This is a genomic window from Gracilibacillus salinarum, from assembly GCF_022919575.1.
GTDB lineage: Bacteria > Bacillota > Bacilli > Bacillales > Amphibacillaceae > Gracilibacillus > Gracilibacillus salinarum.
The window spans coordinates 3,217,190-3,240,683 of the sequence record NZ_CP095071.1 but is presented as its reverse complement, the minus strand read 5'-3'; the positions used below and the strand labels follow the sequence as shown (position 1 = coordinate 3,240,683).

Annotated in this window: 15 protein-coding genes, 11 tRNA genes, 3 rRNA genes, 1 pseudogene and 2 riboswitches; of the genes and pseudogenes, 7 read left to right on the top strand and 23 right to left on the bottom strand. The window is 42.4% G+C overall.

The features are described from left to right. Positions 1-497: 497 nt before the first annotated feature. The 5 genes from glmM to sigW all read right to left on the bottom strand — a co-directional run bounded on the left by glmM (position 498) and on the right by sigW (position 6,172). Positions 498-1,850 (bottom strand): phosphoglucosamine mutase, encoded by a 1,353-nt coding sequence (gene glmM, locus MUN87_RS15200; RefSeq protein ID WP_244741390.1) that lies wholly within the window; start codon positions 1,848-1,850, stop codon positions 498-500. Between the two features lie 52 nt (positions 1,851-1,902). Next, positions 1,903-3,165 (bottom strand): CdaR family protein, encoded by a 1,263-nt coding sequence (locus MUN87_RS15195; protein WP_244741388.1) that lies wholly within the window; start codon positions 3,163-3,165, stop codon positions 1,903-1,905. Further along, the gene (gene cdaA, locus MUN87_RS15190) at positions 3,158-3,979 is read right to left on the bottom strand and encodes a diadenylate cyclase CdaA (protein WP_244741386.1); all 822 of its coding nucleotides are present in this window, start codon (positions 3,977-3,979) and stop codon (positions 3,158-3,160) included. The genes MUN87_RS15195 and cdaA overlap by 8 nt, the downstream gene beginning before the upstream one ends. Positions 3,980-4,982: 1,003 nt before the next feature. After that, a complete protein-coding gene (locus MUN87_RS15185) occupies positions 4,983-5,591 on the bottom strand; it encodes an anti-sigma factor family protein (protein ID WP_244741384.1) in 609 nt (202 codons plus the stop codon). Between the two features lie 14 nt (positions 5,592-5,605). Further along, complete coding sequence (gene sigW / locus MUN87_RS15180; protein ID WP_439649629.1) at positions 5,606-6,172, bottom strand: RNA polymerase sigma factor SigW; 567 nt, start codon at positions 6,170-6,172, stop codon at positions 5,606-5,608. 409 nt (positions 6,173-6,581) lie between these two features. Next, positions 6,582-6,681: riboswitch (glycine riboswitch) on the top strand. A 3-nt stretch (positions 6,682-6,684) separates the two neighbouring features. After that, positions 6,685-6,774: riboswitch (glycine riboswitch) on the top strand. A gap of 188 nt (positions 6,775-6,962) precedes the next feature. Between sigW and gcvT the strand changes: the two are divergent. The 5 genes and pseudogenes from gcvT (at position 6,963) to MUN87_RS15155 (ending at position 11,630) form a co-directional block, all read left to right on the top strand. Then, positions 6,963-8,071 (top strand): annotated as a pseudogene (gene gcvT / locus MUN87_RS15175) (glycine cleavage system aminomethyltransferase GcvT). An 18-nt stretch (positions 8,072-8,089) separates the two neighbouring features. Then, complete coding sequence (gene gcvH / locus MUN87_RS15170; RefSeq protein WP_244741382.1) at positions 8,090-8,479, top strand: glycine cleavage system protein GcvH; 390 nt, start codon at positions 8,090-8,092, stop codon at positions 8,477-8,479. A gap of 4 nt (positions 8,480-8,483) precedes the next feature. Beyond that, entirely contained in the window at positions 8,484-9,827 is a 1,344-nt protein-coding gene (gcvPA, locus tag MUN87_RS15165; RefSeq protein ID WP_244741380.1) for an aminomethyl-transferring glycine dehydrogenase subunit GcvPA, read from the top strand. After that, positions 9,828-11,288 (top strand): aminomethyl-transferring glycine dehydrogenase subunit GcvPB, encoded by a 1,461-nt coding sequence (gcvPB, locus tag MUN87_RS15160; protein WP_244741378.1) that lies wholly within the window; start codon positions 9,828-9,830, stop codon positions 11,286-11,288. It abuts the gene before it with no gap. A gap of 30 nt (positions 11,289-11,318) precedes the next feature. Then, positions 11,319-11,630 carry an iron-sulfur cluster biosynthesis family protein gene (locus tag MUN87_RS15155; RefSeq protein WP_244741377.1) on the top strand — a complete coding sequence of 104 codons (312 nt, stop codon included), beginning with the start codon at positions 11,319-11,321 and terminating at the stop codon, positions 11,628-11,630. Between the two features lie 812 nt (positions 11,631-12,442). On the opposite strand, the gene MUN87_RS15150 is transcribed toward MUN87_RS15155, so the two are convergent. The 15 genes from MUN87_RS15150 to MUN87_RS15080 all read right to left on the bottom strand — a co-directional run bounded on the left by MUN87_RS15150 (position 12,443) and on the right by MUN87_RS15080 (position 19,282). After that, positions 12,443-12,518 (bottom strand) — tRNA-Ala (locus tag MUN87_RS15150). Positions 12,519-12,523: 5 nt separating this feature from the next. After that, a tRNA-Lys gene (locus MUN87_RS15145) sits at positions 12,524-12,599 on the bottom strand. A gap of 47 nt (positions 12,600-12,646) precedes the next feature. Then, positions 12,647-12,721 (bottom strand) — tRNA-Gln (locus MUN87_RS15140). A gap of 58 nt (positions 12,722-12,779) precedes the next feature. Then, positions 12,780-12,865, bottom strand: a tRNA-Tyr gene (locus tag MUN87_RS15135). 21 nt (positions 12,866-12,886) lie between these two features. After that, positions 12,887-12,962: transfer RNA gene (locus tag MUN87_RS15130), tRNA-Thr, on the bottom strand. A gap of 3 nt (positions 12,963-12,965) precedes the next feature. Further along, positions 12,966-13,041 (bottom strand) — tRNA-Val (locus tag MUN87_RS15125). 74 nt (positions 13,042-13,115) lie between these two features. Next, a tRNA-Glu gene (locus tag MUN87_RS15120) sits at positions 13,116-13,190 on the bottom strand. 31 nt (positions 13,191-13,221) lie between these two features. After that, positions 13,222-13,295, bottom strand: a tRNA-Thr gene (locus tag MUN87_RS15115). Positions 13,296-13,298: 3 nt separating this feature from the next. Continuing rightward, a tRNA-Asn gene (locus MUN87_RS15110) sits at positions 13,299-13,373 on the bottom strand. Between the two features lie 43 nt (positions 13,374-13,416). Continuing rightward, positions 13,417-13,533, bottom strand: a 5S ribosomal RNA gene (rrf, locus tag MUN87_RS15105). Between the two features lie 74 nt (positions 13,534-13,607). Then, positions 13,608-16,520, bottom strand: a 23S ribosomal RNA gene (locus tag MUN87_RS15100). Between the two features lie 138 nt (positions 16,521-16,658). Beyond that, positions 16,659-16,734 (bottom strand) — tRNA-Ala (locus MUN87_RS15095). 10 nt (positions 16,735-16,744) lie between these two features. Next, positions 16,745-16,821 (bottom strand) — tRNA-Ile (locus MUN87_RS15090). A gap of 261 nt (positions 16,822-17,082) precedes the next feature. Next, a 16S ribosomal RNA gene (locus MUN87_RS15085) occupies positions 17,083-18,645 on the bottom strand. Together the 16S, 23S and 5S rRNA genes with 11 tRNA genes alongside form the textbook arrangement of a ribosomal RNA operon. Positions 18,646-19,060: 415 nt before the next feature. Further along, positions 19,061-19,282 carry a hypothetical protein gene (locus MUN87_RS15080; protein ID WP_244741375.1) on the bottom strand — a complete coding sequence of 74 codons (222 nt, stop codon included), beginning with the start codon at positions 19,280-19,282 and terminating at the stop codon, positions 19,061-19,063. A 153-nt stretch (positions 19,283-19,435) separates the two neighbouring features. Here MUN87_RS15080 and MUN87_RS15075 point away from each other — a divergent pair, with 153 nt between their 5' ends. Next, positions 19,436-20,206: a polysaccharide deacetylase family protein gene (locus tag MUN87_RS15075; RefSeq protein ID WP_244741373.1), complete on the top strand. Its 771-nt coding sequence runs from the start codon at positions 19,436-19,438 to the stop codon at positions 20,204-20,206. 11 nt (positions 20,207-20,217) lie between these two features. Here the strand turns inward: MUN87_RS15075 and MUN87_RS15070 are convergent, their stop codons facing one another. Next, positions 20,218-20,805, bottom strand: a complete 588-nt coding sequence (locus MUN87_RS15070; protein WP_244741371.1) for a KinB-signaling pathway activation protein — start codon at positions 20,803-20,805, stop codon at positions 20,218-20,220. Between the two features lie 139 nt (positions 20,806-20,944). Between MUN87_RS15070 and gerD the strand changes: the two genes are divergently transcribed. Continuing rightward, on the top strand, positions 20,945-21,598 hold the full coding sequence (gene gerD, locus MUN87_RS15065) for a spore germination lipoprotein GerD (protein WP_244741369.1): 654 nt from the start codon (positions 20,945-20,947) through the stop codon (positions 21,596-21,598). Positions 21,599-21,640: 42 nt separating this feature from the next. On the opposite strand, the gene salA is transcribed toward gerD, so the two are convergent. Further along, positions 21,641-22,687 (bottom strand): iron-sulfur carrier protein/transcriptional regulator SalA, encoded by a 1,047-nt coding sequence (gene salA / locus MUN87_RS15060; RefSeq protein WP_244741367.1) that lies wholly within the window; start codon positions 22,685-22,687, stop codon positions 21,641-21,643. 87 nt (positions 22,688-22,774) lie between these two features. After that, positions 22,775-23,491 carry an N-acetylmuramoyl-L-alanine amidase CwlD gene (gene cwlD, locus MUN87_RS15055; RefSeq protein WP_244741365.1) on the bottom strand — a complete coding sequence of 239 codons (717 nt, stop codon included), beginning with the start codon at positions 23,489-23,491 and terminating at the stop codon, positions 22,775-22,777. Positions 23,492-23,494 lie beyond the last annotated feature (3 nt).

The following is a 23,494-nucleotide window of genomic DNA, read 5'->3' as shown; positions in this document are numbered from 1 at the left end:
CCCCTATCAAGAGAGTGGGTATCTAGCAGTGACAGCTGCGATCGTTTTTATTATTATATGAGTTTCTAGTTATATGATACCACAATTTCAAAAAAATAAACAGTGGAATCGCATGGAGCATAAAGATCTCGTCCTTTTATTGATAACCACTGAAATTCACGCAATTATTAGTTCGTTTTATTCATTCCATCAATCAAATTATAAATAGGAAAGCCTTTGAAAAGCTCATATAATAGCATCTTTGCTACTGAACAAAGGCGCAAGCGCCCGTTTAGAGACGAAGCGAGTGGAGCGAATCAACTGAGATAAAGGAATCACGGTGAGCTTGCGAATCGATGATGACTTATCGTAGGGCGATTTCGCGAAGTCGCCTAGTCTCTGGGCGCTGGAGCCGGACGTGGCCGTTTCTGTCAGCGAACATCCTATAGCCAAAAATTTATACTTTCTTGACTTATAAAAAAGAGCTACGGCACAAATGCGCCATAGCTCTTCTGGATTTATTCTTCTTCCATGCCCATTAATTTCTGAATCACGTCGACCACTTCATCGACATAACGATTACAGTCTTCTAATGTAGGTGCTTCCACCATCACACGCACTAATGGTTCTGTACCTGATGGTCTTACTAGCACACGGCCTTGACCATTCATTTCTGCTTCCACCTTATCAATAGCATCCAGCACTGTTTGATTGGTCATCACTTCATTTTTCTTTACAACTTTAACGTTCTTCAGGACTTGTGGGAACTTTTTCATTTCACTAGCAAGTTCTGATAATGTCTTACCTGTTTCGCGCATAACATTTACAAGTTGAAGTGCTGATAGCATACCGTCACCAGTAGTATTATAATCTAAGAAAATAATATGGCCGGACTGCTCCCCACCTAAATTGTAACCACCTTTGCGCATCTCTTCCATTACGTAGCGGTCACCAACTGCCGTCTTATCACTCTTCATTTCATTAGCTTCTAACGCCTTGTAGAAACCAATATTACTCATTACGGTAGACACGACCGTAGCATGACGAAGTAACCCTTTTTGATTGAAGAATTTACCGATGATAAACATGATCTGGTCGCCATCAACAATGTTACCTTTTTCATCGACAGCAATCAGTCTGTCGCCATCGCCATCAAATGCCAACCCAATATCTGCACCTTTATCAACCACTAACGCTTGTAGCTTCTCTGGATGCGTAGAACCCACACCATCATTAATATTTAATCCGTTTGGTGATGATCCAAGTGTTGAAATATCCGCTTCAAGATCAGCAAAAAGGTGTGACGCAAGTCCTGAAGTAGCACCATGAGCACAATCTAACGCGATATGCATGCCATCGAATTCATTATCGATCGTTTCTTTTAAGAATTGAATATACTTTTGGCCGCCTTCTAAATAATCATTTACCTGGCCAACATCTGCACCCACTGGTCGTGGAAGATCGTCTTCTTCCATATCTAATAATGCTTCGATTTCCAACTCTTGTTCATCTGATAATTTAAAACCGTCAGAGCCAAAGAATTTAATACCGTTATCTTCGACAGGATTATGAGAAGCGGAAATCATGACACCAGCTTGTGCGTTCATAACTTTAGCTAAGTAGGCAACACCTGGAGTAGAAATTACGCCTAAACGCATTACTTCTGCTCCCATAGATAGCAATCCAGCTGCTAATGCTCCTTCTAGCATATGGCCGGAGATTCTTGTATCACGCCCGATTAATACTTTCGGCTTATCGGATTCCTTAGTTAAGACATACCCGCCGTATCGGCCTAACTTAAAAGCTAGTTCTGGTGTTAAACCCTTATTTGCGATACCACGGACCCCATCCGTTCCAAAATATTTTCCCATTTTTACATTCTCTCCTTTTACGATTCAAATCGATATACTATCGCTTTATGTACTACTCTTCTTCTTCGATGTTTATAGCGGCTTGTTCAAATTGTAATTCAAATTGGACAGATTCTGGTACATCGTCCGGTGTAATCAACTCAATCGGTACTTCGTGTTCACCGGGACCTAAACCTCCAACATCGACAAGCAATTGCAAATCTTCTGGACTGATTTGCTCTAAGTCGGATGGATAGCCACTCATCGTAATGTTCATGACATTCGAATCCGGCTCAACAAAAGAAACAGTTTGTCCTGATTCTTCACCTTCTAACTGAATCGCGACGTCATTTAGGTCTTGTTCTTCCACCTTTTCTACACTAACATCGACATTCACTGTCTCGTTCGCTGCTTTTCTTACTTCTGAAGGTAGAGCGAGCTCCACTTCCATACTGCCACTTTCTGTTAATTTGCTAAGGTCAATTGGTTTCGTTTTTATCTCTTCTAATTCTGCCAAATAGCTTTCTGCTGCAAAAATTTGCACCTGTTCATTTTCCAGCTTTGTTTCTTCTAATTTAATCCCCTCTGGCAGCTCATTTTCCGTTTCTAAGGTTATAGGAACGCTTTTACTTGGGTTACTCATTTCTACCTCAACATCAACAGTCGGCGGATCAATTCTTACATTTAATTGGTTGCCTTGATTATCATATACCTTTACAGGAACATTATCAATGGTCTGTGACTCATTAAAACCTTCAACATCTACAAACGCCTTCACAATCGCAATCTTATTAATAACGCTTTTCGAACTGGTTACTAACACTTTGCCAGGATCTGTTGTAATATTTGCGACTTCATATCCTGCTTCTACTTTATCTCGATTTACCGCATCCATGGTGACATTGAACTCTTTACTTGCCCGTTCTTCGATGGTTACTTCCACTTCCTGCGGCTCAATATAAACATTCAAACGATCTTGAATACCTGAATATTCAAGGTCTACTTGATGTGTACCTGGCTCTAATCCTTCTAAATCAACAAAGACATCAAAATTTCGTTGGAGAACCATAGATGTAACAAGACTTACTGAACCCGACAAAGAAACTTTCACCGTTTCCGGCACACCACTTACGACATACTTCTCCTGATCAATCTCAGTTTGTACAGGTACATCCTCCATCGTTTGTGTATCACTGGTTGTATCTCCAAAAGGTAATTCAAATCCATCGTCATTATCATACACATTCTCATCAAAAGCAACAACAACAAAAAGCAAGACGGAAAGAACTAAGGCCACTACTCTTATAACCCAGGGTTTTTCCAACCAACTATTCATTTTTTTTACCCCTCCAATTCCATGCCTTCGTCGTTGACGTCTTAAATTTAGTTACTAATTCCTTTTCCAGTAGTTCTGACAGCTTCTCCGCTGTAATATTTCGATGTAACTCGCCGCTTTTTGTGCAGGAAATACTACCGGTCTCCTCCGACACAATAATGGTTACAGCATCGGTTACTTCACTAATTCCTAGCGCAGCCCGGTGCCTCGTACCTAGTTCTTTTGAAATAAAAGGACTTTCAGACAAAGGCAAATAACATGCAGCTGCCACGATTTTATCTCGGTTAATGATTACGGCACCATCATGCAGTGGCGTATTCGGAATAAAAATATTGGTTAACATTTGATTGGTTAAATGACCGTTAATCGGAATACCTGTTGATACATAATCCCCCATAGCTGTATCTCTTTCTATAGTGATTAACGCACCAATCCGACGTTTGGCCATATACTTACAAGATTCGACTATTGCTTCAATCGAGTGATTTAGTTCTTCTTCTTCTGAAGTGGTATTTCGAGAGAAAAAGCTTCCTCGACCTAGTTGTTCTAACGCCCTTCTCAGCTCAGGCTGGAATAAAATGATAATTCCTAGAGGTCCCCACATAATGACCTGCCAGATGATAATTCTTACTGTCGTTAGATCAAGCAGCACACTGGCTAAATAAAGCCCGATCACAACAAAAATACCCTTAAGTAATTGAATCGCCTTTGTACCGCGAATTAACATTAATAATTTATATAAAACATACCAAACAATGGAAATATCTAAAATAACCTTAAGTATCTCTAAAAAATTCCAGTCACCATTAAACATGCAAACACAACCTCATGTCCATTTAATCCTCTTCCTATCTGATAATGTAATTATTTTATATTATAGCATATATTGCATATCATCTTGAAATATATACATAATCATTCTATATGCCAAGTTTAACATAAACATGTTAGAAAAACTTGCCATAAACAAAACCGTTCATCCATCTATCATATAGTAAGATTGATAATATAAATTATGTAAGCTGTATTGGACGCCATTATTATTTATTTACAGCCTCGGAATATGCCCTGATCTCATCTTCCTCCTATATAAAGCGATGAATAAAAGAACTTCCGAGCGTTTAGAAAAACCGGGAAAGCCCACCCTGTTCTAACTAACAAATAATATACAACTACCTATAATATGGATTATGCTAACAAACACTGTATTGCAAAATGGTCATTTTGATATATTTTATCTGCTTAGCAAAGCTCCGGAAATATGCTCCGCGTCCTGTGGGCACGGCTTCAGCTAGGCTACTACTTGAACAGCATCTTTGCTGCCTTGTGCCGAGGAAGCTCACTTCGAAGCGATACTTGCAGACACAGGCACAGACCAAGTGGATCTTCAGCTCGCGCTGATTCCACGGGAGTCTCCGCATATTTCCTACGCTTGAGGGAAGTGGTACAACTTATGTAACAGCAAAAAGCAGTGGTTCTTTGTAATTTCAATAGCTATTATATATGCATGAAATCAATATGCTAGCTCTGACAAAAATTGTAGAGTTCCAATCCTAGCGTAGGCCAACCACGTAGACTCCCGCGGGATTGTGCAGGTGCTGAAGATCCACTTTGTGAAGTGCTCTTCTTCACAAAGTGGATCTTCAGCCGTGCCCCGCAGGACGCGGAGTGGTTGGACGGAGCGGTATGCCAGCACATTAAATATCTCAATATGGCTGCGTGGCTAGCGATGGCTAGTTTACATAATCCATATTATAGGAACTTAACTGTATAAAAAAACAGTGATACTAGTTGCAAAAGTATCACTGTCTTCTGTTTTAATCAAAACTGAATACACTTTGGAATAAACCCTTCAGCTTATACCACATCCAGCCAAATAGTTGATCTATTTCTTTTATTTCGCCTGTTACTTTCCCTGCAGATGCTGACAAATTGTCTCCATTAATGATCGTGACGTCTCCCTGGACCTCACCTTCAATTTTAATATTGCCATTTTTGATTTCTAAATCTTCTTCAATGACTACATCTTCTGGTACAATAACTGTATCGTTCTCCACTAACAGATTTTGTCCCTTCGGATAGCTTAATTGGTGATCCTGTCCCCATGCGGAAACCATACCACTTATCATAAAAACGAAGAAAATGGCAGCTGCTGTTAACATCGGGTGGATTTTCATCCATCGCTTGACTGACATTCTTTTCTTCTCTTTTGGTAACTGACCCATCACATTTTTTGTGAAATCTGCGGATGGTTTTAATTCTATATTAGCTGTGACCAATGCAACCGTTCGTTTTAATTCTTGAAAATGATGCTGACATGCTTCACATGATTTTAAATGGGCGCGCAATTGTTGCGCGTCACGTGCTGAAATATCACCATCTAAATACTGATGCATTAAATCGACATTTTCTTTATTACATTTCATTTTGCTCACACCCCTTAAACGTGACGAAGCCTTTTTCTAAGAGCTTCTCTTCCTCTGTGGATTCTCGTCTTGACTGTTCCCACTGGTATTTCCAAAATCTCACTAATTTCCTTAAGAGACAGCTCATCTATAAAACGTAAAGCAATGATACTCCGGTATTTAGCAGGGAGTTGCATAATTTCATTTTGTATATAACTTTGCATTTCCAAACTTTCTACTTCTTGGTCCGGCAATGGATCTTCTGCTGGCAATTGCGCATACATATTCAATCCGTCCGTACCTTTAATCTCTGCATCCAAGTAAAAATCAGGCTTCTTCTTTCGAATTCGGTCAATCGTTAAATTCGTCGCGATTCGGTAAAGCCATGTAGAAAACTTGCGATTTTCATCATAGGACTGAATGTTTAAATAGGCACGAATAAAAGCCTCTTGTGCAATATCTTCTGCTTCATGTTTATTCCCGATCATTCGGAAACAAATAGCATATACTTTATTCTGATAAAAGGCAACGATGTCCTCAAAGGCAGATTGGTCACCTTTTTTCACTAATTTTATATTCTGCTTTATTTTTTCCTCAATCATTTATATACCTCCGCTACATTTGCGGTTATTAGTTGTACGAAATTCACTTTAAAAAGGTTTCAAAAAAATATTGCTTTTTTTAAAGAAAAGGTTAAGTCACAGAAACCAAACCTATTATACCAATAAAATGTATATTTTTGTTTGTAAATTACAATTTTTTATAAAAACTCATTATTCGGCTCGTCTATTAGTGAATGCCGAGGATTTTCTTTCACTATGCCGAACTTCTTCATTATTAACATTTTATGCTTTCCTAACGTATAAATAAAAAAAGAATGTCATTGATGTTACATATAATATAGTTTGGAAAAGGCATACAATGGGAAATTATGTAATATAATATAACAACATTACTGACGTATACGGTACTTCACCATAAGATAAGGATATCAATTAAATATAGATACGGATGATCATTATGGGAGAGCGCATGTAAATGCCACCGAAGGAGCAAATTCATAAAAAACCTTATGAACTAATCTCTCAGGTAAACGTACCATAATAGGACGAAGCTCTGGAGAGCGCGTACACTACTTACGCCACCAAAGGGGAAGGTCCCAATTATTTTTATTTGGACTAAACTCTCAGGTAAAAGGACAGAGAAGGGATAAGATACATTCATTCTACCCTTCTCTGTCCTTTTTTGTATACAAAAAAGCACACGTGCTAATCAGACTGGGCACATTATATGGAAAGAAGTGTGACTATCAGGAATATGTAAAGTCGGATGGACTGCATCCAACAAGCGTACAGAAGGGAAACAAAAATTATTTCGGAGGTGGTGTCGTTCATGAGTCAATTATCTACGTTACATCATACACCGCTCTTTCAGCTCTATCAACAATATGGTGCGAGAGTGGTCGATTTTGGAGGTTGGGCTCTGCCGTTACAATTTACGGGAATTGTCGAAGAACACGAAACCGTTCGACAACATGCGGGTTTGTTTGATGTTTCTCATATGGGCGAGATTCTTATAGAAGGAAAAAATGCTGAAAGCTTTCTCAATCATCTAATAACAAATGACATTACCACACTTCAGGTTAATCAAGCACAATATACTGCGATGTGTTATGAAAACGGTGGCACTGTTGACGATTTAATTGTTTATAAGTTAGAGGATGATACATTTTTACTCGTCATCAATGCAGCAAATATCGACAAAGATTTTACTTGGATAAAACAACAGACAAACCGTAATGTCACCGTCCGTAATATCTCTAACGATGTAGGGCAGTTAGCTATTCAAGGCCCAAAAGCTTTGGATATTTTGCAGCAACTAACGGATCTAGACTTAGCAAAGATTGATCCTTTTCGATTTGTTCAACATGTCCAGCTTGATGAAATAACCAATATACTTGTATCGCGAACAGGTTATACAGGTGAGGATGGCTTTGAATTATATGTTGCCACTGACCAAGTAGCACCGCTTTGGCAAAAACTATTGGCAATGGGAAAAGAAGATGGATTGAAGGCTTGCGGGCTCGGGGCGCGCGATACATTGCGATTAGAAGCGTGTCTGGCATTGTATGGTCAAGATTTATCTGCAGAAATTTCTCCTGTAGAAGCAGGAATTGGATTTACCGTAAAGACCAATAAAAAGGATGCGTTTATAGGAAAAGATGCACTGCTGCGTGAAAAAACGAATGGACCAAACCGCAAGTTAGTAGGGATTGAAGTAGTTGATCGGGGCATTCCACGGCACGGTTACAACGTGTATCGGCCTTCTGATGAAGAGATTGGCTATATTACATCTGGCACCTACTCCCCTCTCTAAAAAAATACTTGGGGCTTGCCCTTATATCAGCAACAGATGCAGCTTTAGGAACCAAGTTAAAAGTAAAGATTCGTAATAAATTAGTTGACGCCATTGTAGTAAAAAAACCTTTCTATACAAGATAAAAGGAGCGGAATGACAAGATGACAACGAAAACAGAAATGCGCTATACGAAAGATCATGAATGGGTAATTCAAATCGATGATCAGAAAGCTCGAATTGGTATTACCGATTTTGCCCAAGAACAGTTAGGAGATATTGTCTTTGTTGAATCAGCTGAGGTCGGCAGTGAGCTTAAGGCTGGAGAAACAATGGGTACAATCGAGTCAGTTAAAGCAGCTTCAGATATCTACTCTCCCTTATCAGGAAGAGTAATCACAGTTAATGAAGCATTAGAACATGAACCAGAAATTGTTAATGAAGACCCCTTTCACGCTGGCTGGTTAATCGAAATAGAAGTAACTAATGCAGAAGAGTTTAAGCAACTCCTGATCGAAAAGGACTATTACGACTTTATTAAAGAAGGAGAATGATAGCATGACTTCGATGTATCGATACCTTCCTGATACGCAACAAGACCAACAGCAAATGCTTGATTTTTTAAATATCCGATCGGTGGATGATTTATTTGCAGATATCCCTTCCTCCATTCGAACAAATGGAGATGTTGATATCCCTGATGCAATTCCTGAACCCCTTTTACTAAAAAAAATGCAGCAGCTAAGCTTATTAAATGTCCATGCCAATGCTTACGCTTGTTTTCTCGGAGCAGGTACGTATGATCACTATATTCCTAGTGTTGTGAACCACATGATTTCCAGATCTGAATTCTATACTGCTTATACCCCATACCAGCCAGAGATTAGCCAGGGAGAATTACAAGCAATATTCGAATTTCAAACAATGGTTTGTGAACTAACGGGAATGGAGGTTGCCAATTCTTCTATGTATGATGGCTTTACTTCTGTAGCAGAAGCTGCATCACTTGCTGTAACTTCTACAAAACGTAAAGATGTGATCATATCAAAATCCGTTCACCCGGAATCTCGCTCTATACTAGAAACGGTGTCTTCTGGGCCTGCGTTTAACGTTGAAGAAATCGAATTAGAGAATGATCTTACTGACTTGGATCTTTTGCAAGCAAAGGTGAATAAGCAGACAGCTGCGATTATTGTCCAATACCCTAATTTCTTCGGATCTGTGGAAGATATACAAACCATTAACAACATTGCTAAAGAAAGTGGCGCCTTGTTGATCGTTAGTGCTAACCCACTTGCACTGGCACTATTACAAGCACCAGGGAAACTAGGAGCGGATATTGTAGTTGGTGACATGCAGCCATTAGGAATACCGATGTCTTTCGGTGGACCACATTGCGGATTCTTTGCTGTAAACAAAAAGTTAATGCGAAAAATTCCAGGAAGAATAGTTGGTCAAACTACAGATAACCAAGGAAATCGCGGGTTTACGCTAACCTTACAAGCCCGCGAACAGCACATCCGCCGCGATAAAGCGACTTCTAATATATGTTCGAATCAAGCATTAAATGCACTTGCTTCATCGATATGTATGACTGCACTAGGTAAAAACGGTATACGCAAAATGGCACAGTTAAATTTAGAAAAAGCAGATTATATGGCGAAACAACTTGCAACGAAAGGATTTTCGATAAAAAATACTGGCCCTTTTTTCAATGAATTCGTTGTCGGATTACCTTTGTCCGTACAGGAAGTTAATGAGAAGCTACTTCATGCTGGCATCATTGGTGGATATGATCTCAGCAAGGCCTACAGCAAAGAAAACGAGATGTTAATAGCTGTTACAGAGCAACGGTCCAAAGAAGAAATCGATCATTTTGTACAGGTATTGGAGGCATTATAAATGGACTTAATATTTGAAATCAGCAAACCCGGAAGAGTAGGAATTGATCTGCCTGAAAGTGATGTGGATGAAGTACATGTAGAAGACAAATTTCCAAGCCATTTAATTCGGAATACTCCCGCAGAACTGCCTGAGGTATCCGAGTTACAGCTTGTCCGTCATTATACTGCACTTTCAAATCAGAATCATGGAATTGATAATGGTTTTTACCCACTTGGTTCTTGTACCATGAAATATAATCCTAAGATCAATGAAGATGTTGCTAGATTAGAAGGATTTAGCCGTGTTCATCCTTATCAGCCAGAAGAAACGGTACAAGGAGTACTTCAAATATTATATGAACTGCAGGAGGACTTAGCAGCGATCGCGGGGATGGATGCTGTCACACTTCAACCTTCAGCAGGTGCTCAAGGGGAATGGACCGGACTCATGATTGCCAAAGCATATCATGCACAAAAAGGGGAAAAAAGAACAAAAGTACTTGTGCCCGATTCTGCACATGGTACAAATCCTGCCAGTGCTTCTGTCGCAGGGTTTGAAACGATAACTGTTCCTTCTAATGAGCAGGGACTAGTCGATGTAGCAGAACTTAAAAAATATGTCGGTAAAGATACAGCCGCCCTTATGCTAACGAATCCAAATACACTTGGATTATTTGAAAAAGAGATAGTTGAAATTGCGGAAGTGGTTCATGAAGCGGGAGGCTTACTTTATTATGATGGGGCAAATGCCAATGCCATCCTCGGCAAAACGACTCCAGGACAAATGGGATTTGATATCGTTCACTTTAACCTCCACAAAACCTTTACGACACCTCACGGAGGCGGAGGTCCTGGTGCAGGTCCCGTTGGCGTTAAACAAGCGTTAATCCCATTTATGCCTGTACCGCGTGTGGAGAGAAAGAAGCAACAATACGTACTAAACAATGAAGCTCCTTCTTCTATCGGTAGAGTAAAAGGTTACTATGGTAACGTTGGCATTCTTATCCGAGCATACACGTATATTCGAACAATGGGAGCAGAGGGCCTTCTCCAAGTATCAGAGTCTGCTGTACTCCATGCCAACTACCTTCAAAAAAGACTTGCACCTTATTTCGTATCACCATACAAGCAATTTTGCAAACATGAATTCGTCCTGTCTGGCTCAGAACAGAAAAAGCTTGGCGTACGGACACTTGATATGGCCAAACGATTACTTGATTTTGGTTATCATCCCCCTACCATCTACTTTCCTTTAAACGTAGAAGAGTGCATGATGATCGAACCAACCGAAACCGAATCAAAAGAAACACTGGATGCTTTTGCTGATGTGATGATCCAAATTGCGAAGGAAGCTGCAGAAGACCCATCTATTGTGTTAGATGCACCACATTCCACGATTATCGGAAGGTTAAATGAAACACAAGCTGCCAGAAAACCTATATTACGTTATAAAAAAATCAGAGAACCTGTAGAGTCATAGTTCATTATGATGCTATGAAGGAGTTAGACGATGAATATTACATTAACTAAGTTAGCTCAGAAAGCATTACAGACAGAAACTATTCCAGAAGGCCAATTGCCTAGGCTTGATGCTGAATTAACAGGAGGTTGCGGAATATCTCTCACTTATTCTCTGATAGTTGATGAGAAAAGACCAATGGATACGATCATCGAGATAAACGGAATCACCTTTCAAATCGATCATTTCACCAAACGTTATCTGGATACAGAAACTAGTTTAGTTATTGATTATTGTGCGGATAAGGGTTATTTTATCGAAAAGTATTACCAGACCAATACATGCGATGTTTCAGATAGGTAATTCCGAGCATAACCTGCCAGGTCCTAATTGAAATAATTTATATACAACTAACTTTAATATGGATTATGCTAACAAACGCTGTATTGCAATGTGGTCTTTTTGATAGATATTATCTGCTTAGCAAAACTCCGGAAATAGGCTCCGCGTCCTGTGGGCACGGCTTCAGCTAGGCTACTACTTGAACAGCATCTTGCTGCCTTGTGCCGAGGAAGCTCACTTCGAAGCGATACTTGCAGACACAGGCACAGACGAAGTGGATCTTCAGCTCGCGCTGATTCCACGGGAGTCTCCGCCTATTTCCTACACTTGAGGTAAGTGTTACAAATTATGTAACAGCAAAAAGCAGTGGTTCTTGGTATTATGTTAATCATTCAATTCCTGTTATGCATACAGTGATCAATATGCTATCTCTTACAAAAGTTGTAGAGCCCATATCCTAGCGTAGGCCAACCACGGAGACTCCCGCGGGACAGGCAGGCGCTGAAGATCCACAACGTCTGCACCTGTGTCTACTAGTAACGCTTCGAAGTAGGCTTCCTCGGTGCAAGGCAGCAGAGAAGCAATTCTAGTAGTAGCCTAGCTTCAGCCGTGCCCCGCAGGACGCGGAGTGGTTGGCCGGAGCGGTATCCCAGCACATTCAATATATCAAAATGGTTGCAACGCTAACATAATCCATATTATAGGGAAAAATCGATTATTTCAATCTTCATTGTAAGTCAGCTTCTAAATGGTAACTTTACTTTTTAAACATACAAAAAAATCAATTTTCTTATTGAAAATCGATTGGCTGTTTTCTTATGTGAATTTTAAGATGGTGGAGCCTAGCGGGATCGAACCGCTGACCTCCTGCGTGCAAAGCAGGCGCTCTCCCAGCTGAGCTAAGGCCCCAAAAGTGGTGAGCCATGGAGGATTCGAACCTCCGACCCTCTGATTAAAAGTCAGATGCTCTACCAACTGAGCTAATGGCTCTTACTTCTTTTTATCGTACAAAGTGCAAAAAAAAGCACAAAATAAAATGGCTGGGCTAGCTGGATTCGAACCAGCGCATGACGGTACCAAAAACCGTTGCCTTACCGCTTGGCTATAGCCCACCAATAAAATGAAAAAGTGTACAGAAATAGTATATACACTTAGTGATTTTTTATACAATGGTGGAGGGAGTAGGACTCGAACCTACGAACCCGATGGGAGCGGATTTACAGTCCGCCGCGTTTGGCCAACTTCGCTATCCCTCCATGTATCTATATGAACTTGACTGGTGCCGGCCAGAGGACTTGAACCCCCAACCTACTGATTACAAGTCAGTTGCTCTACCAATTGAGCTAGACCGGCTAATGGTGGAGGATGCAGGGCTCGAACCTGCGACCCCTTGCTTGTAAGGCAAGTGCTCTCCCAGCTGAGCTAATCCTCCAAAGTTTAAGATGTACAATTGCATGTGTTACGACAGGACGTCGCATTCTTTCAACAAAATTTAAGTGGTATTTATGGTGACCCGTACGGGATTCGAACCCGTGATACCGCCGTGAAAGGGCGGTGTCTTAACCACTTGACCAACGGGCCAATACAATATAATATGTCATAAAAATAGCAGAGCTTCCAGCCGGACTTGAACCGGCGACCCCTTCCTTACCATGGAAGTGCTCTACCGAACTGAGCTATGGAAGCATATGGCTCCACAGGTAGGATTCGAACCTACGACCGATCGGTTAACAGCCGATTGCTCTACCACTGAGCTACTGTGGAATATTGTTCATCTGGCTGCTTCTCAAAGCTGTGAAATTACATAGCCTGGCAACGTCCTACTCTTGCAGGGGCGCGAGCCCCAACTACCATGGGCGCTGAAGAGCTTAACTGCTGTGTTCGGCATGGGAACAGGTGTGACCTCTTCGCTATCGCTACCAGACTATTGTATTTTAGGGTTGCACCCTGAAAACTAGATAAGATATTGACATCAACAACACCATTGAAACATGTTATATAGATAAGTCCTCGATCTATTAGTATTCGTCAGCTTCACATGTCACCATGCTTCCACCTCGAACCTATCAACCTCATCGTCTCTGAGGGATCTTACTCACTTATGTGATGGGAAGTCTCATCTTGAGGGGGGCTTCATGCTTAGATGCTTTCAGCACTTATCCCTTCCACACGTAGCTACCCAGCGATGCTCTTGGCAGAACAACTGGTGCACCAGCGGTGTGTCCATCCCGGTCCTCTCGTACTAAGGACAGCTCCTCTCAAACTTCCAACGCCCACGACGGATAGGGACCGAACTGTCTCACGACGTTCTGAACCCAGCTCGCGTACCGCTTTAATGGGCGAACAGCCCAACCCTTGGGACCGACTACAGCCCCAGGATGCGATGAGCCGACATCGAGGTGCCAAACCTCCCCGTCGATGTGGACTCTTGGGGGAGATAAGCCTGTTATCCCCGGGGTAGCTTTTATCCGTTGAGCGACGGCCCTTCCATTCGGTACCGCCGGATCACTAAGCCCGACTTTCGTCCCTGCTCGACTTGTAGGTCTCGCAGTCAAGCTCCCTTCTGCCTTTGCACTCTGCGAATGATTTCCAACCATTCTGAGGGAACCTTTGGGCGCCTCCGTTACATTTTAGGAGGCGACCGCCCCAGTCAAACTGCCCACCTGACACTGTCTCCGAACCGGATCACGGTTCTGGGTTAGAAGGTCAATACAGCCAGGGTGGTATCCCACCGGCGCCTCCACGTAAGCTAGCGCTCACGTTTCTCAGGCTCCCACCTATCCTGTACAAGCTGTACCAACATTCAATATCAGGCTACAGTAAAGCTCCACGGGGTCTTTCCGTCCTGTCGCGGGTAATGCGCATCTTCACGCATAGTATAATTTCACCGGGTCTCTCGTTGAGACAGTGCCCAAGTCGTTGCACCTTTCGTGCGGGTCGGAACTTACCCGACAAGGAATTTCGCTACCTTAGGACCGTTATAGTTACGGCCGCCGTTTACTGGGGCTTCGGTTCAACGCTTCGCTAATGCTAACGCATCCCCTTAACCTTCCAGCACCGGGCAGGTGTCAGCCCCTATACTTCGCCTTACGGCTTCGCAGAGACCTGTGTTTTTGCTAAACAGTCGCTTGGGCCTTTTCACTGCGGCTTCTCGCAAAAGAAGCACCCCTTCTCCCGAAGTTACGGGGTCATTTTGCCGAGTTCCTTAACGAGAGTTCTCCCGATCACCTTAGGATTCTCTCCTCGCCTACCTGTGTCGGTTTGCGGTACGGGCACCCTTTTCCTTGCTAGAGGCTTTTCTTGGCAGCGTGAAATCCGGAACTTCGGTACTATATTTCCCTCCTGATCACAGCTTGTGATTGCCAGACGGATTTGCCTATCTGACTCACTTACTGCTTCAACGCACACATCCAATGGTGCGCATTCCTTATCCTTCTGCGTCCCCCCATCACTCAAAACGGAATTGGGTGGTACAGGAATATCAACCTGTTGTCCATCGCCTACGCCTTTCGGCCTCGGCTTAGGCCCCGACTAACCCTGAGCGGACGAGCCTTCCTCAGGAAACCTTAGGCATTCGGTGAAGAAGATTCTCACTTCTTTTTCGCTACTCATACCGGCATTCTCACTTCTAAGCGCTCCACCAGTCCTCACGGTCTGACTTCACTGCACTTAGAACGCTCTCCTACCATTGATCGCAGATCAATCCGTAGCTTCGGTGATACGTTTAGCCCCGGTATATTTTCGGCGCAGCGTCACTCGACCAGTGAGCTATTACGCACTCTTTAAATGATGGCTGCTTCTAAGCCAACATCCTGGTTGTCTGTGCAACGCCACATCCTTTTCCACTTAACGTATACTTTGGGACCTTAGCTGACGGTCTGGGCTGTTTCCCTTTCGACTATGAACCTTATCACCCATAGTCTGACTCCCAAGGTAATATGATTGGCATTCGGAGTTTGACTGAATTCGGTAACCCGGTAAGGGCCCCTAGTCCAATCAGTGCTCTACCTCCAACATACATGCCTTGAGGCTAGCCCTAAAGCTATTTCGGAGAGAACCAGCTATCTCCGTGTTCGATTGGCATTTCACCCCTACCCACACCTCATCCCCGCACTTTTCAACGTGCGTGGGTTCGGGCCTCCAGTCAGTGTTACCTGACCTTCACCCTGGACATGGGTAGATCACACGGTTTCGGGTCTACGACCACCTACTAAAACGCCCTATTCAGACTCGCTTTCGCTGCGGCTCCGTGTCTTCCACTTAACCTTGCAGGGGATCGTAACTCGCCGGTCCATTCTACAAAAGGTACGCCGTCACCCATAAAAGGGCTCCGACTACTTGTAGGCACACGGTTTCAGGTACTATTTCACTCCCCTCCCGGGGTGCTTTTCACCTTTCCCTCACGGTACTGGTTCACTATCGGTCACTAGGGTGTATTTAGCCTTGGGAGATGGTCCTCCCGGATTCCGACGGAATTTCACGTGTTCCGCCGTACTCAGGATCCACTCCGGAGGAAATACATTTTCGACTACAGGATTGTTACCTTCTGTGATGGGCCTTTCCAGACCACTTCGTCTAATGTATTTCTTTGTAACTCCAAAGGAGTGTCCTACAACCCCAAAAAGCAAGCTTTTTGGTTTGGGCTAATTCCGTTTCGCTCGCCGCTACTCGGGAAATCGCGTTTGCTTTCTCTTCCTCCGGGTACTGAGATGTTTCAGTTCCCCGGGTCTGCCTCATTTATCCTATGGATTCAGATAAATGTTCTACTCCATGACGAGCAGAGGGTTTCCCCATTCGGAAATTCTCGGATCAACGCCTACGTACGGCTCCCCGAGACATATCGGTGTTTGTCCCGTCCTTCATCGGCTCCTAGTGCCAAGGCATCCACCGTGCGCCCTTCTTCACTTAACTATTATTACTTCATTTCAATGAAAAAGTCGTTGGTTATTGTTTGATGTCTTGTCATCAGTTTCGTTTCCACAGCTGACCAGCAGTTGCTTCCACGTCCTGATTATTCTTATCTAGTTTTCAAGGTACATTAATTTAAAATGGTGGAGCCTAGCGGGATCGAACCGCTGACCTCCTGCGTGCAAAGCAGGCGCTCTCCCAGCTGAGCTAAGGCCCCAATTTTAGAATGGTGGGCCTGAGTGGACTCGAACCACCGACCTCACGCTTATCAGGCGTGCGCTCTAACCAGCTGAGCTACAGGCCCATTCTAATGAGTGTATGATATTGAGAGGCAGATTGATCTCTCAAAACTGAACCAAACAACCAAGTATGATTTTGTCACCTTGTAAAAGGTGTTCCGTAATATGTCCAGCTGCAGCACCCAGCGCCTAGCAAACTTCCTTTACCTCCGTACGATAAGTCAACATCAACTCACAAATGTTCGTTGTGTTTCCTTTATCTCCTTCGGTTCAGTCCAGTTTGTACGTCGCTAAACGGGTGCTTTCGCCTTTCTATTAATCCTTAGAAAGGAGGTGATCCAGCCGCACCTTCCGATACGGCTACCTTGTTACGACTTCACCCCAATCATTGGCCCCACCTTCGGCGGCTGGCTCCAAAGGTTACCCCACCGACTTCGGGTGTTGCCAACTCTCGTGGTGTGACGGGCGGTGTGTACAAGGCCCGGGAACGTATTCACCGTGGCATGCTGATCCACGATTACTAGCGATTCCGGCTTCATGCAGGCGAGTTGCAGCCTGCAATCCGAACTGAGAATGGTTTTATGGGATTTGCTTGACCTCGCGGTTTCGCTGCCCTCTGTACCATCCATTGTAGCACGTGTGTAGCCCAGGTCATAAGGGGCATGATGATTTGACGTCATCCCCACCTTCCTCCGGTTTGTCACCGGCAGTCACCTTAGAGTGCCCAACTTAATGCTGGCAACTAAGATCAAGGGTTGCGCTCGTTGCGGGACTTAACCCAACATCTCACGACACGAGCTGACGACAACCATGCACCACCTGTCATTCGGTCCCCGAAGGGAACTCCCTATCTCTAGGGACATCCGAAGATGTCAAGACCTGGTAAGGTTCTTCGCGTTGCTTCGAATTAAACCACATGCTCCACCGCTTGTGCGGGCCCCCGTCAATTCTTTTGAGTTTCAGCCTTGCGGCCGTACTCCCCAGGCGGAGTGCTTAATGCGTTAACTGCAGCACTAAGGGGCGGAAACCCCCTAACACCTAGCACTCATCGTTTACGGCGTGGACTACCAGGGTATCTAATCCTGTTCGCTCCCCACGCTTTCGCACCTCAGCGTCAGTTACAGACCAGAGAGTCGCCTTCGCCACTGGTGTTCCTCCACATATCTACGCATTTCACCGCTACACGTGGAATTCCACTCTCCTCTTCTGCACTCAAGTTCCCCAGTTTCCAATGACCGCTTGCGGTTGAGCCGCAAGATTTCACATCAGACTTAAGAAACCGCCTACGCGCGCTTTACGCCCAATAATTCCGGACAACGCTTGCCCCCTACGTATTACCGCGGCTGCTGGCACGTAGTTAGCCGGGGCTTCCTCGATAGGTACCGTCAAGGTGCCGCCCTATTTGAACGGCACTTGTTCTTCCCTAACAACAGAACTTTACGATCCGAAAACCTTCTTCGTTCACGCGGCGTTGCTCCGTCAGACTTTCGTCCATTGCGGAAGATTCCCTACTGCTGCCTCCCGTAGGAGTCTGGGCCGTGTCTCAGTCCCAGTGTGGCCGATCACCCTCTCAGGTCGGCTACGCATCGTTGCCTTGGTGAGCCGTTACCTCACCAACTAGCTAATGCGCCGCGGGCCCATCTGTAAGTGATAGCCAAAGGCCATCTTTCAACATTCCTTCATGCGAAGCAATGTGTTATCCGGTATTAGCCCCGGTTTCCCGGGGTTATCCCAGTCTTACAGGCAGGTTGCCCACGTGTTACTCACCCGTCCGCCGCTCGTTCCACTAACGTCCTCCCGAAGGATTCAGTTAGCTTCCCGCGCTCGACTTGCATGTATTAGGCACGCCGCCAGCGTTCGTCCTGAGCCAAGATCAAACTCTCAATAAAGTTGACTTGCGCTCGCTTCTATAAGCTAGCTTGTTTATTAATTCATACTGGTTGTTTTGTTCAGTTTTCAAAGATCAATTTCAATGTCGTTTTTTGCGACGAAACTTAATATAACATGAATAAAAAAGTAAGTCAATAACTTTTTTAAATGTTTGTTTTTTTGTTCGTGCCTCAATGACGACAAGAAATAATATACCATATACTTTTTTACTCAGCAAGTCTTTTTTTGAAATTTCTTTGAGAAAAAATCGATTTTCGTATCATCTTCTGCATGTTACCCAGATTTTCTTATACTTTGTACATGTTTAATTTTCGCTACACCGTGCTGCTTCATCGTTAAGGTATTCCCTTAACGCCCAAAAAAAATATACTATATCTCATCAGAACTATCGCAAAAGATATAGTATAGCGTATATTATTCGATTTTAACTTTTTTCGGTATATACTTCTTTACTTCCTCTTCGCTGGCTACTCGAGTGTACAATTGAAAAATAACTTTGTACCTTTCACGCATCGCTTGTTTGACCATAGTATCTATTCGATGATCTTCGAGATCAAATAACAACTCTTCAAGTTCTCTCTTTACAACATATTGTAATTCTTGTTGTTCTTTATCATTAATCAGCAGACCTAACATTGTAATCCCCCTATCGAAATCTAGGCTTAATCTCCCCAATAACTAATTGTTATATTCCTCTTTCTTTCAAAATTAAACATAATTAGACATCATATTTGTGGAAGAACATTCATATGATGGTAAAGACAAGCCCAGCATAATGGAGGGAAAGAGATGAGACGTTTATATGTAATAGATATGAAAAAGCAAAAGAAAGCATTTATTATTATCCCTATTGCCTTATTTGTAGCCCTGTTTTTATTTTTGGAATCCAATTACACACCAACTGTCTTTTCCAATCAGGAGAATCCACGGGCTTTAAATACTGGTAGTTCTCAAAATGCCTCTGTCGCATTAACATTTAATATCAGCCACGGAAATGAACAAGTGCTTCCTATTCTGGAGAGACTGAAATCTGAAGGTGTACGAGCTACCTTCTTTGTTAGCGGGGAGTGGGCAGAGCGTCATCCTGATATTCTCGAAAAAATCGCAGAGAATGAACACGAAATTGGCATGCTCGGATACCAATATAAATCTTACGTTGACCAGGAGATTGAAGAAGTTCGAAAAGATCTCCAAAAAGCAAAAGATACATTTAGTAAATTAGGTTACGAGAATGTCTACCTATTAAGAGCACCCAACGGCCATCTGAATGAAGAAATCATTAATGTCGCAGAAAAAGAAGGATTGAAGGTTATCCATTGGAGTGTAAACCCGAATGATTGGAAAAATCCAGGAACAGAAAAAATCACCAATCACATCTTAAATAATCTTAATAATGGAGATATAATTCTGCTGCATGCTTCCGATACCGTCAAACAAACGGAGAAGGCTTTGGAAATTGTCATTCCCGAGATTAAAAAAGACAAAAAGCTGCTTACCATTTCGGAATTAATCACCCTAGCGGAAACCTCTCAGGAAGAATTAAAATCAAAAAAGAAATAGACCGAAATGGTCTATTTTTTTTTTGTTAAACGATGAAGTATCAGCAATTGATATGTATTACATAATATTAACGGGATAATCATCAGCCAGGCATAATCGCCATTATTCGTACGTAAACCTGGTACCCATTCAATCGATGTAATAACAACCATAAAAAACAAGGCTGGGACAAAAGCTTTTTTATTTGTTTCTTTAGCCTTGCGACTTGCTACAAGCAAACTGAAGATTAATAAAGCAGCTGCTGTTAAAATAAATATTAGGATACTGCCATTTTCCACTCTTTGATATCGAAAATATACTAAATCAAACAAAGCGAATATAATGAGTCCTATTTGAATCGTCGGCCAATAACTGCGGAATATCCCTAATGCAAATTGATTAACGGTTAAATATGCAAAGAAACCCATTTGACTAATTAAGCTGAAAACAAATCCAAGTGTAATGAAAAATACTAATAAGCCCAATATTTCAAACCAATTAAACGGATTCAAATAATCAGCATAAACACTTGATTTAACAAAGAAACTCACAAGAAGCGTGGAAACGCCTCCTAAAAGTAACGTAGAAAAAAACAATCGAACAACATCGCGACTTTTCAAAACAAAATCCCCCTACTATCCATTCTAATTATGTATTTTACCATGATATTTAGTTTTTTTCGCATCTCATACATATTAATTATAAATGACTCCATATTATAAATACAGCTTATTTTTTATAAGAAAGGTAGCGGTAAACATGAACCGATTGCTATATATAGCCATCATTACACTTCTTTTACTAGTTGGATGTGGTGGTGGATCTGAATCTTCCGGAGAGGAAAACGGCAATTACGAAGGCACGAAAAAAATGGTTGCCGATATATTGAAAACAGATGAAGGAAAGAAAGCAATTACAGATGTACTTGCCAGTGATGAAATGCAACAGACATATGTTATTGATGCACAAATTGTCAAAGATGCAGTCACAGAAACCTTATCTTCCGACAAAGGGAAAGAATTTTGGACAAAAATGTTTACAGACCCTAAATTTGTCGAATCCTTTGCGTTAGCACTGCAGGATAAACAAGAAGATGTGACAAAAAAATTAATGAGTGACCCTGAATATCAGAAAAAATTAATGGAAGTACTCAGTAATCCTGAAATGGAAGAGCAAACTTTGACACTTCTAAAAAGCCAGCAATTCAGAGAGCATTTACAAACAGTAATGGAAGAAACTTTTTCTTCACCCGTATTTCAAGCAACAATATCCGATTTACTTCTAGAAGCTGCAAAGCAAATGGAATCTCAATCTGGAAGTAGTGAAGGCGGACAGTCTGGAGAAAACGCCGGACAAGAATCTGGAGGGTCAGGAAGTCAGCAGGAAGAAGAACAGAGCAGTGGTCAAGAATAGAAAAAGGGAGCGGACATAGTAATGTCTGCTCCCCTTCTTTATTTAAAATTGCTCCACAATTTGCTTTGCCACTTTCAAGTATTCCTGACCATTTGGATGGTTTTCTTGATAGACGGATGGTGCAAATACACCTTCTTCTTCAAATGGCTGCTGTAAGGATAGACGACCGATTACTTCTGTATCCAGAACTTCAGCAAGCTTATCGCCTCCACCTTTACCAAATACATATTCCTTCTCACCAGTAACCTGACTCTCAAAGAAAGACATGTTCTCAATTACTCCAAGAATCTCATGCTCTGTATTAATCGCCATTTGACCAGCACGAGCAGCTACAAATGCTGCCGTTGGATGTGGCGTTGTTACAATCAGTTCTTTTGAGGAAGGGATCATGTTATGAAGATCAAGCGCAACGTCACCAGTTCCAGGTGGTAAATCTAATAATAAGAAGTCGAGCTCGCCCCATTCAACCTCTTTAAAGAAGCTTGTCAGCATTTTACCCAGACGTGGTCCTCTCCAGATAACAGGAGAATTGTCTTCAACAAAGAAGCCCATCGACATAATTTTCACACCGAATCGCTCTACCGGGATGATTTTATTCCCTCTAAGCTTCGGTCTTTCTTCTACTCCCATCATATCAGGTACACTAAAACCATAAATATCCGCATCAATGATGCCTACTTTCTTACCTAAACGTGCCAGTGCAACAGCCGTATTAACGGTGACAGTTGACTTGCCGACGCCCCCTTTACCGCTCGCTACAGCTAAAAAGTTGGTTTTAGAGTCTTTGCTAAGCAGTGAAGGATCTTCCTCCTTCGTCGGCTGGAATTGTGCAATCACTTCATCAGGTAATTGACTGAAGCGAAGCCCGACTGTAGCCGCTCCTAACTCCTTTAATGCGCCAACCAATTCCTGTTGCAGTTGCATCTGTTCTGCTGTATTCGTTTTCGCAATAGCAAGTTTGACACTGACATGATTCTTATCTTCTTTAATGGTCACTTCCTCGATACCATCTGTTTCTTTAAATGTTTTATGCAAGAATGGATCTTTCATTTTCTGTAAAAGCTCCACAACAGCTTGTTTCGTAAGCAAAATAGGTCACCTCGTTTTTATCTAATTGATCCTATTTGCTAGTATAACATAAACATTCGTTGAAAACAGACGTCAAACACTGTACGGTCAATCATTGCTTGAATCATCTGTCACATACTGCAAAATTCCTTCATATATACTGGCGGCCATTTTTTGCTGATAGTTCGTCGATTTTAATAATTCCTTTTCCTCTTCATTGGAAAGGAAACCAATTTCAACAAGAGCGCCAGGAACTTCACTATATTTCAGCAAATAAATTTGGTTCAAAGCAAGTGCATCCCGGTTGGTATTCTCCAAATTGCGGCGAATCTCAGACTGAATCGATTTAGCTAACATTTCATTCTGTTCACGTCCAGGATAAAAGAAGGTTTGGGCACCTTTCCACTGTCGAGCTGCTAGGGCATTAAGGTGAATACTGAGAAAAAGATCTGCATTTTTCTCCTTAATAAATGCGACACGCTGTTGAATGTCTTCTGTTTTTCTTCTTGATAAGCCTTTTGTATTCTCTTGGGCTAAATCATAATCACCCTCTCTTGTCATATAGACAACGGCACCAGCCTGTTGCAAATAATCACGCACCATGTTCGACACACTGAGCGATATTTCTTTCTCCTGCGTATCATCTGAACCTTCCGCTCCTCCATCCGCTCCTCCATGACCCGGATCAAGGACTATCGTTGTGCCTGCTAACGGCAACGACCACGTCTGCCACGAATCCATCGTGCGTTGCATCGGGTACTGCATCAGAATAATCAATAAAAATAAGCCAATTAACCAAATCATTACTTTCATTTTCTTCGACATCCG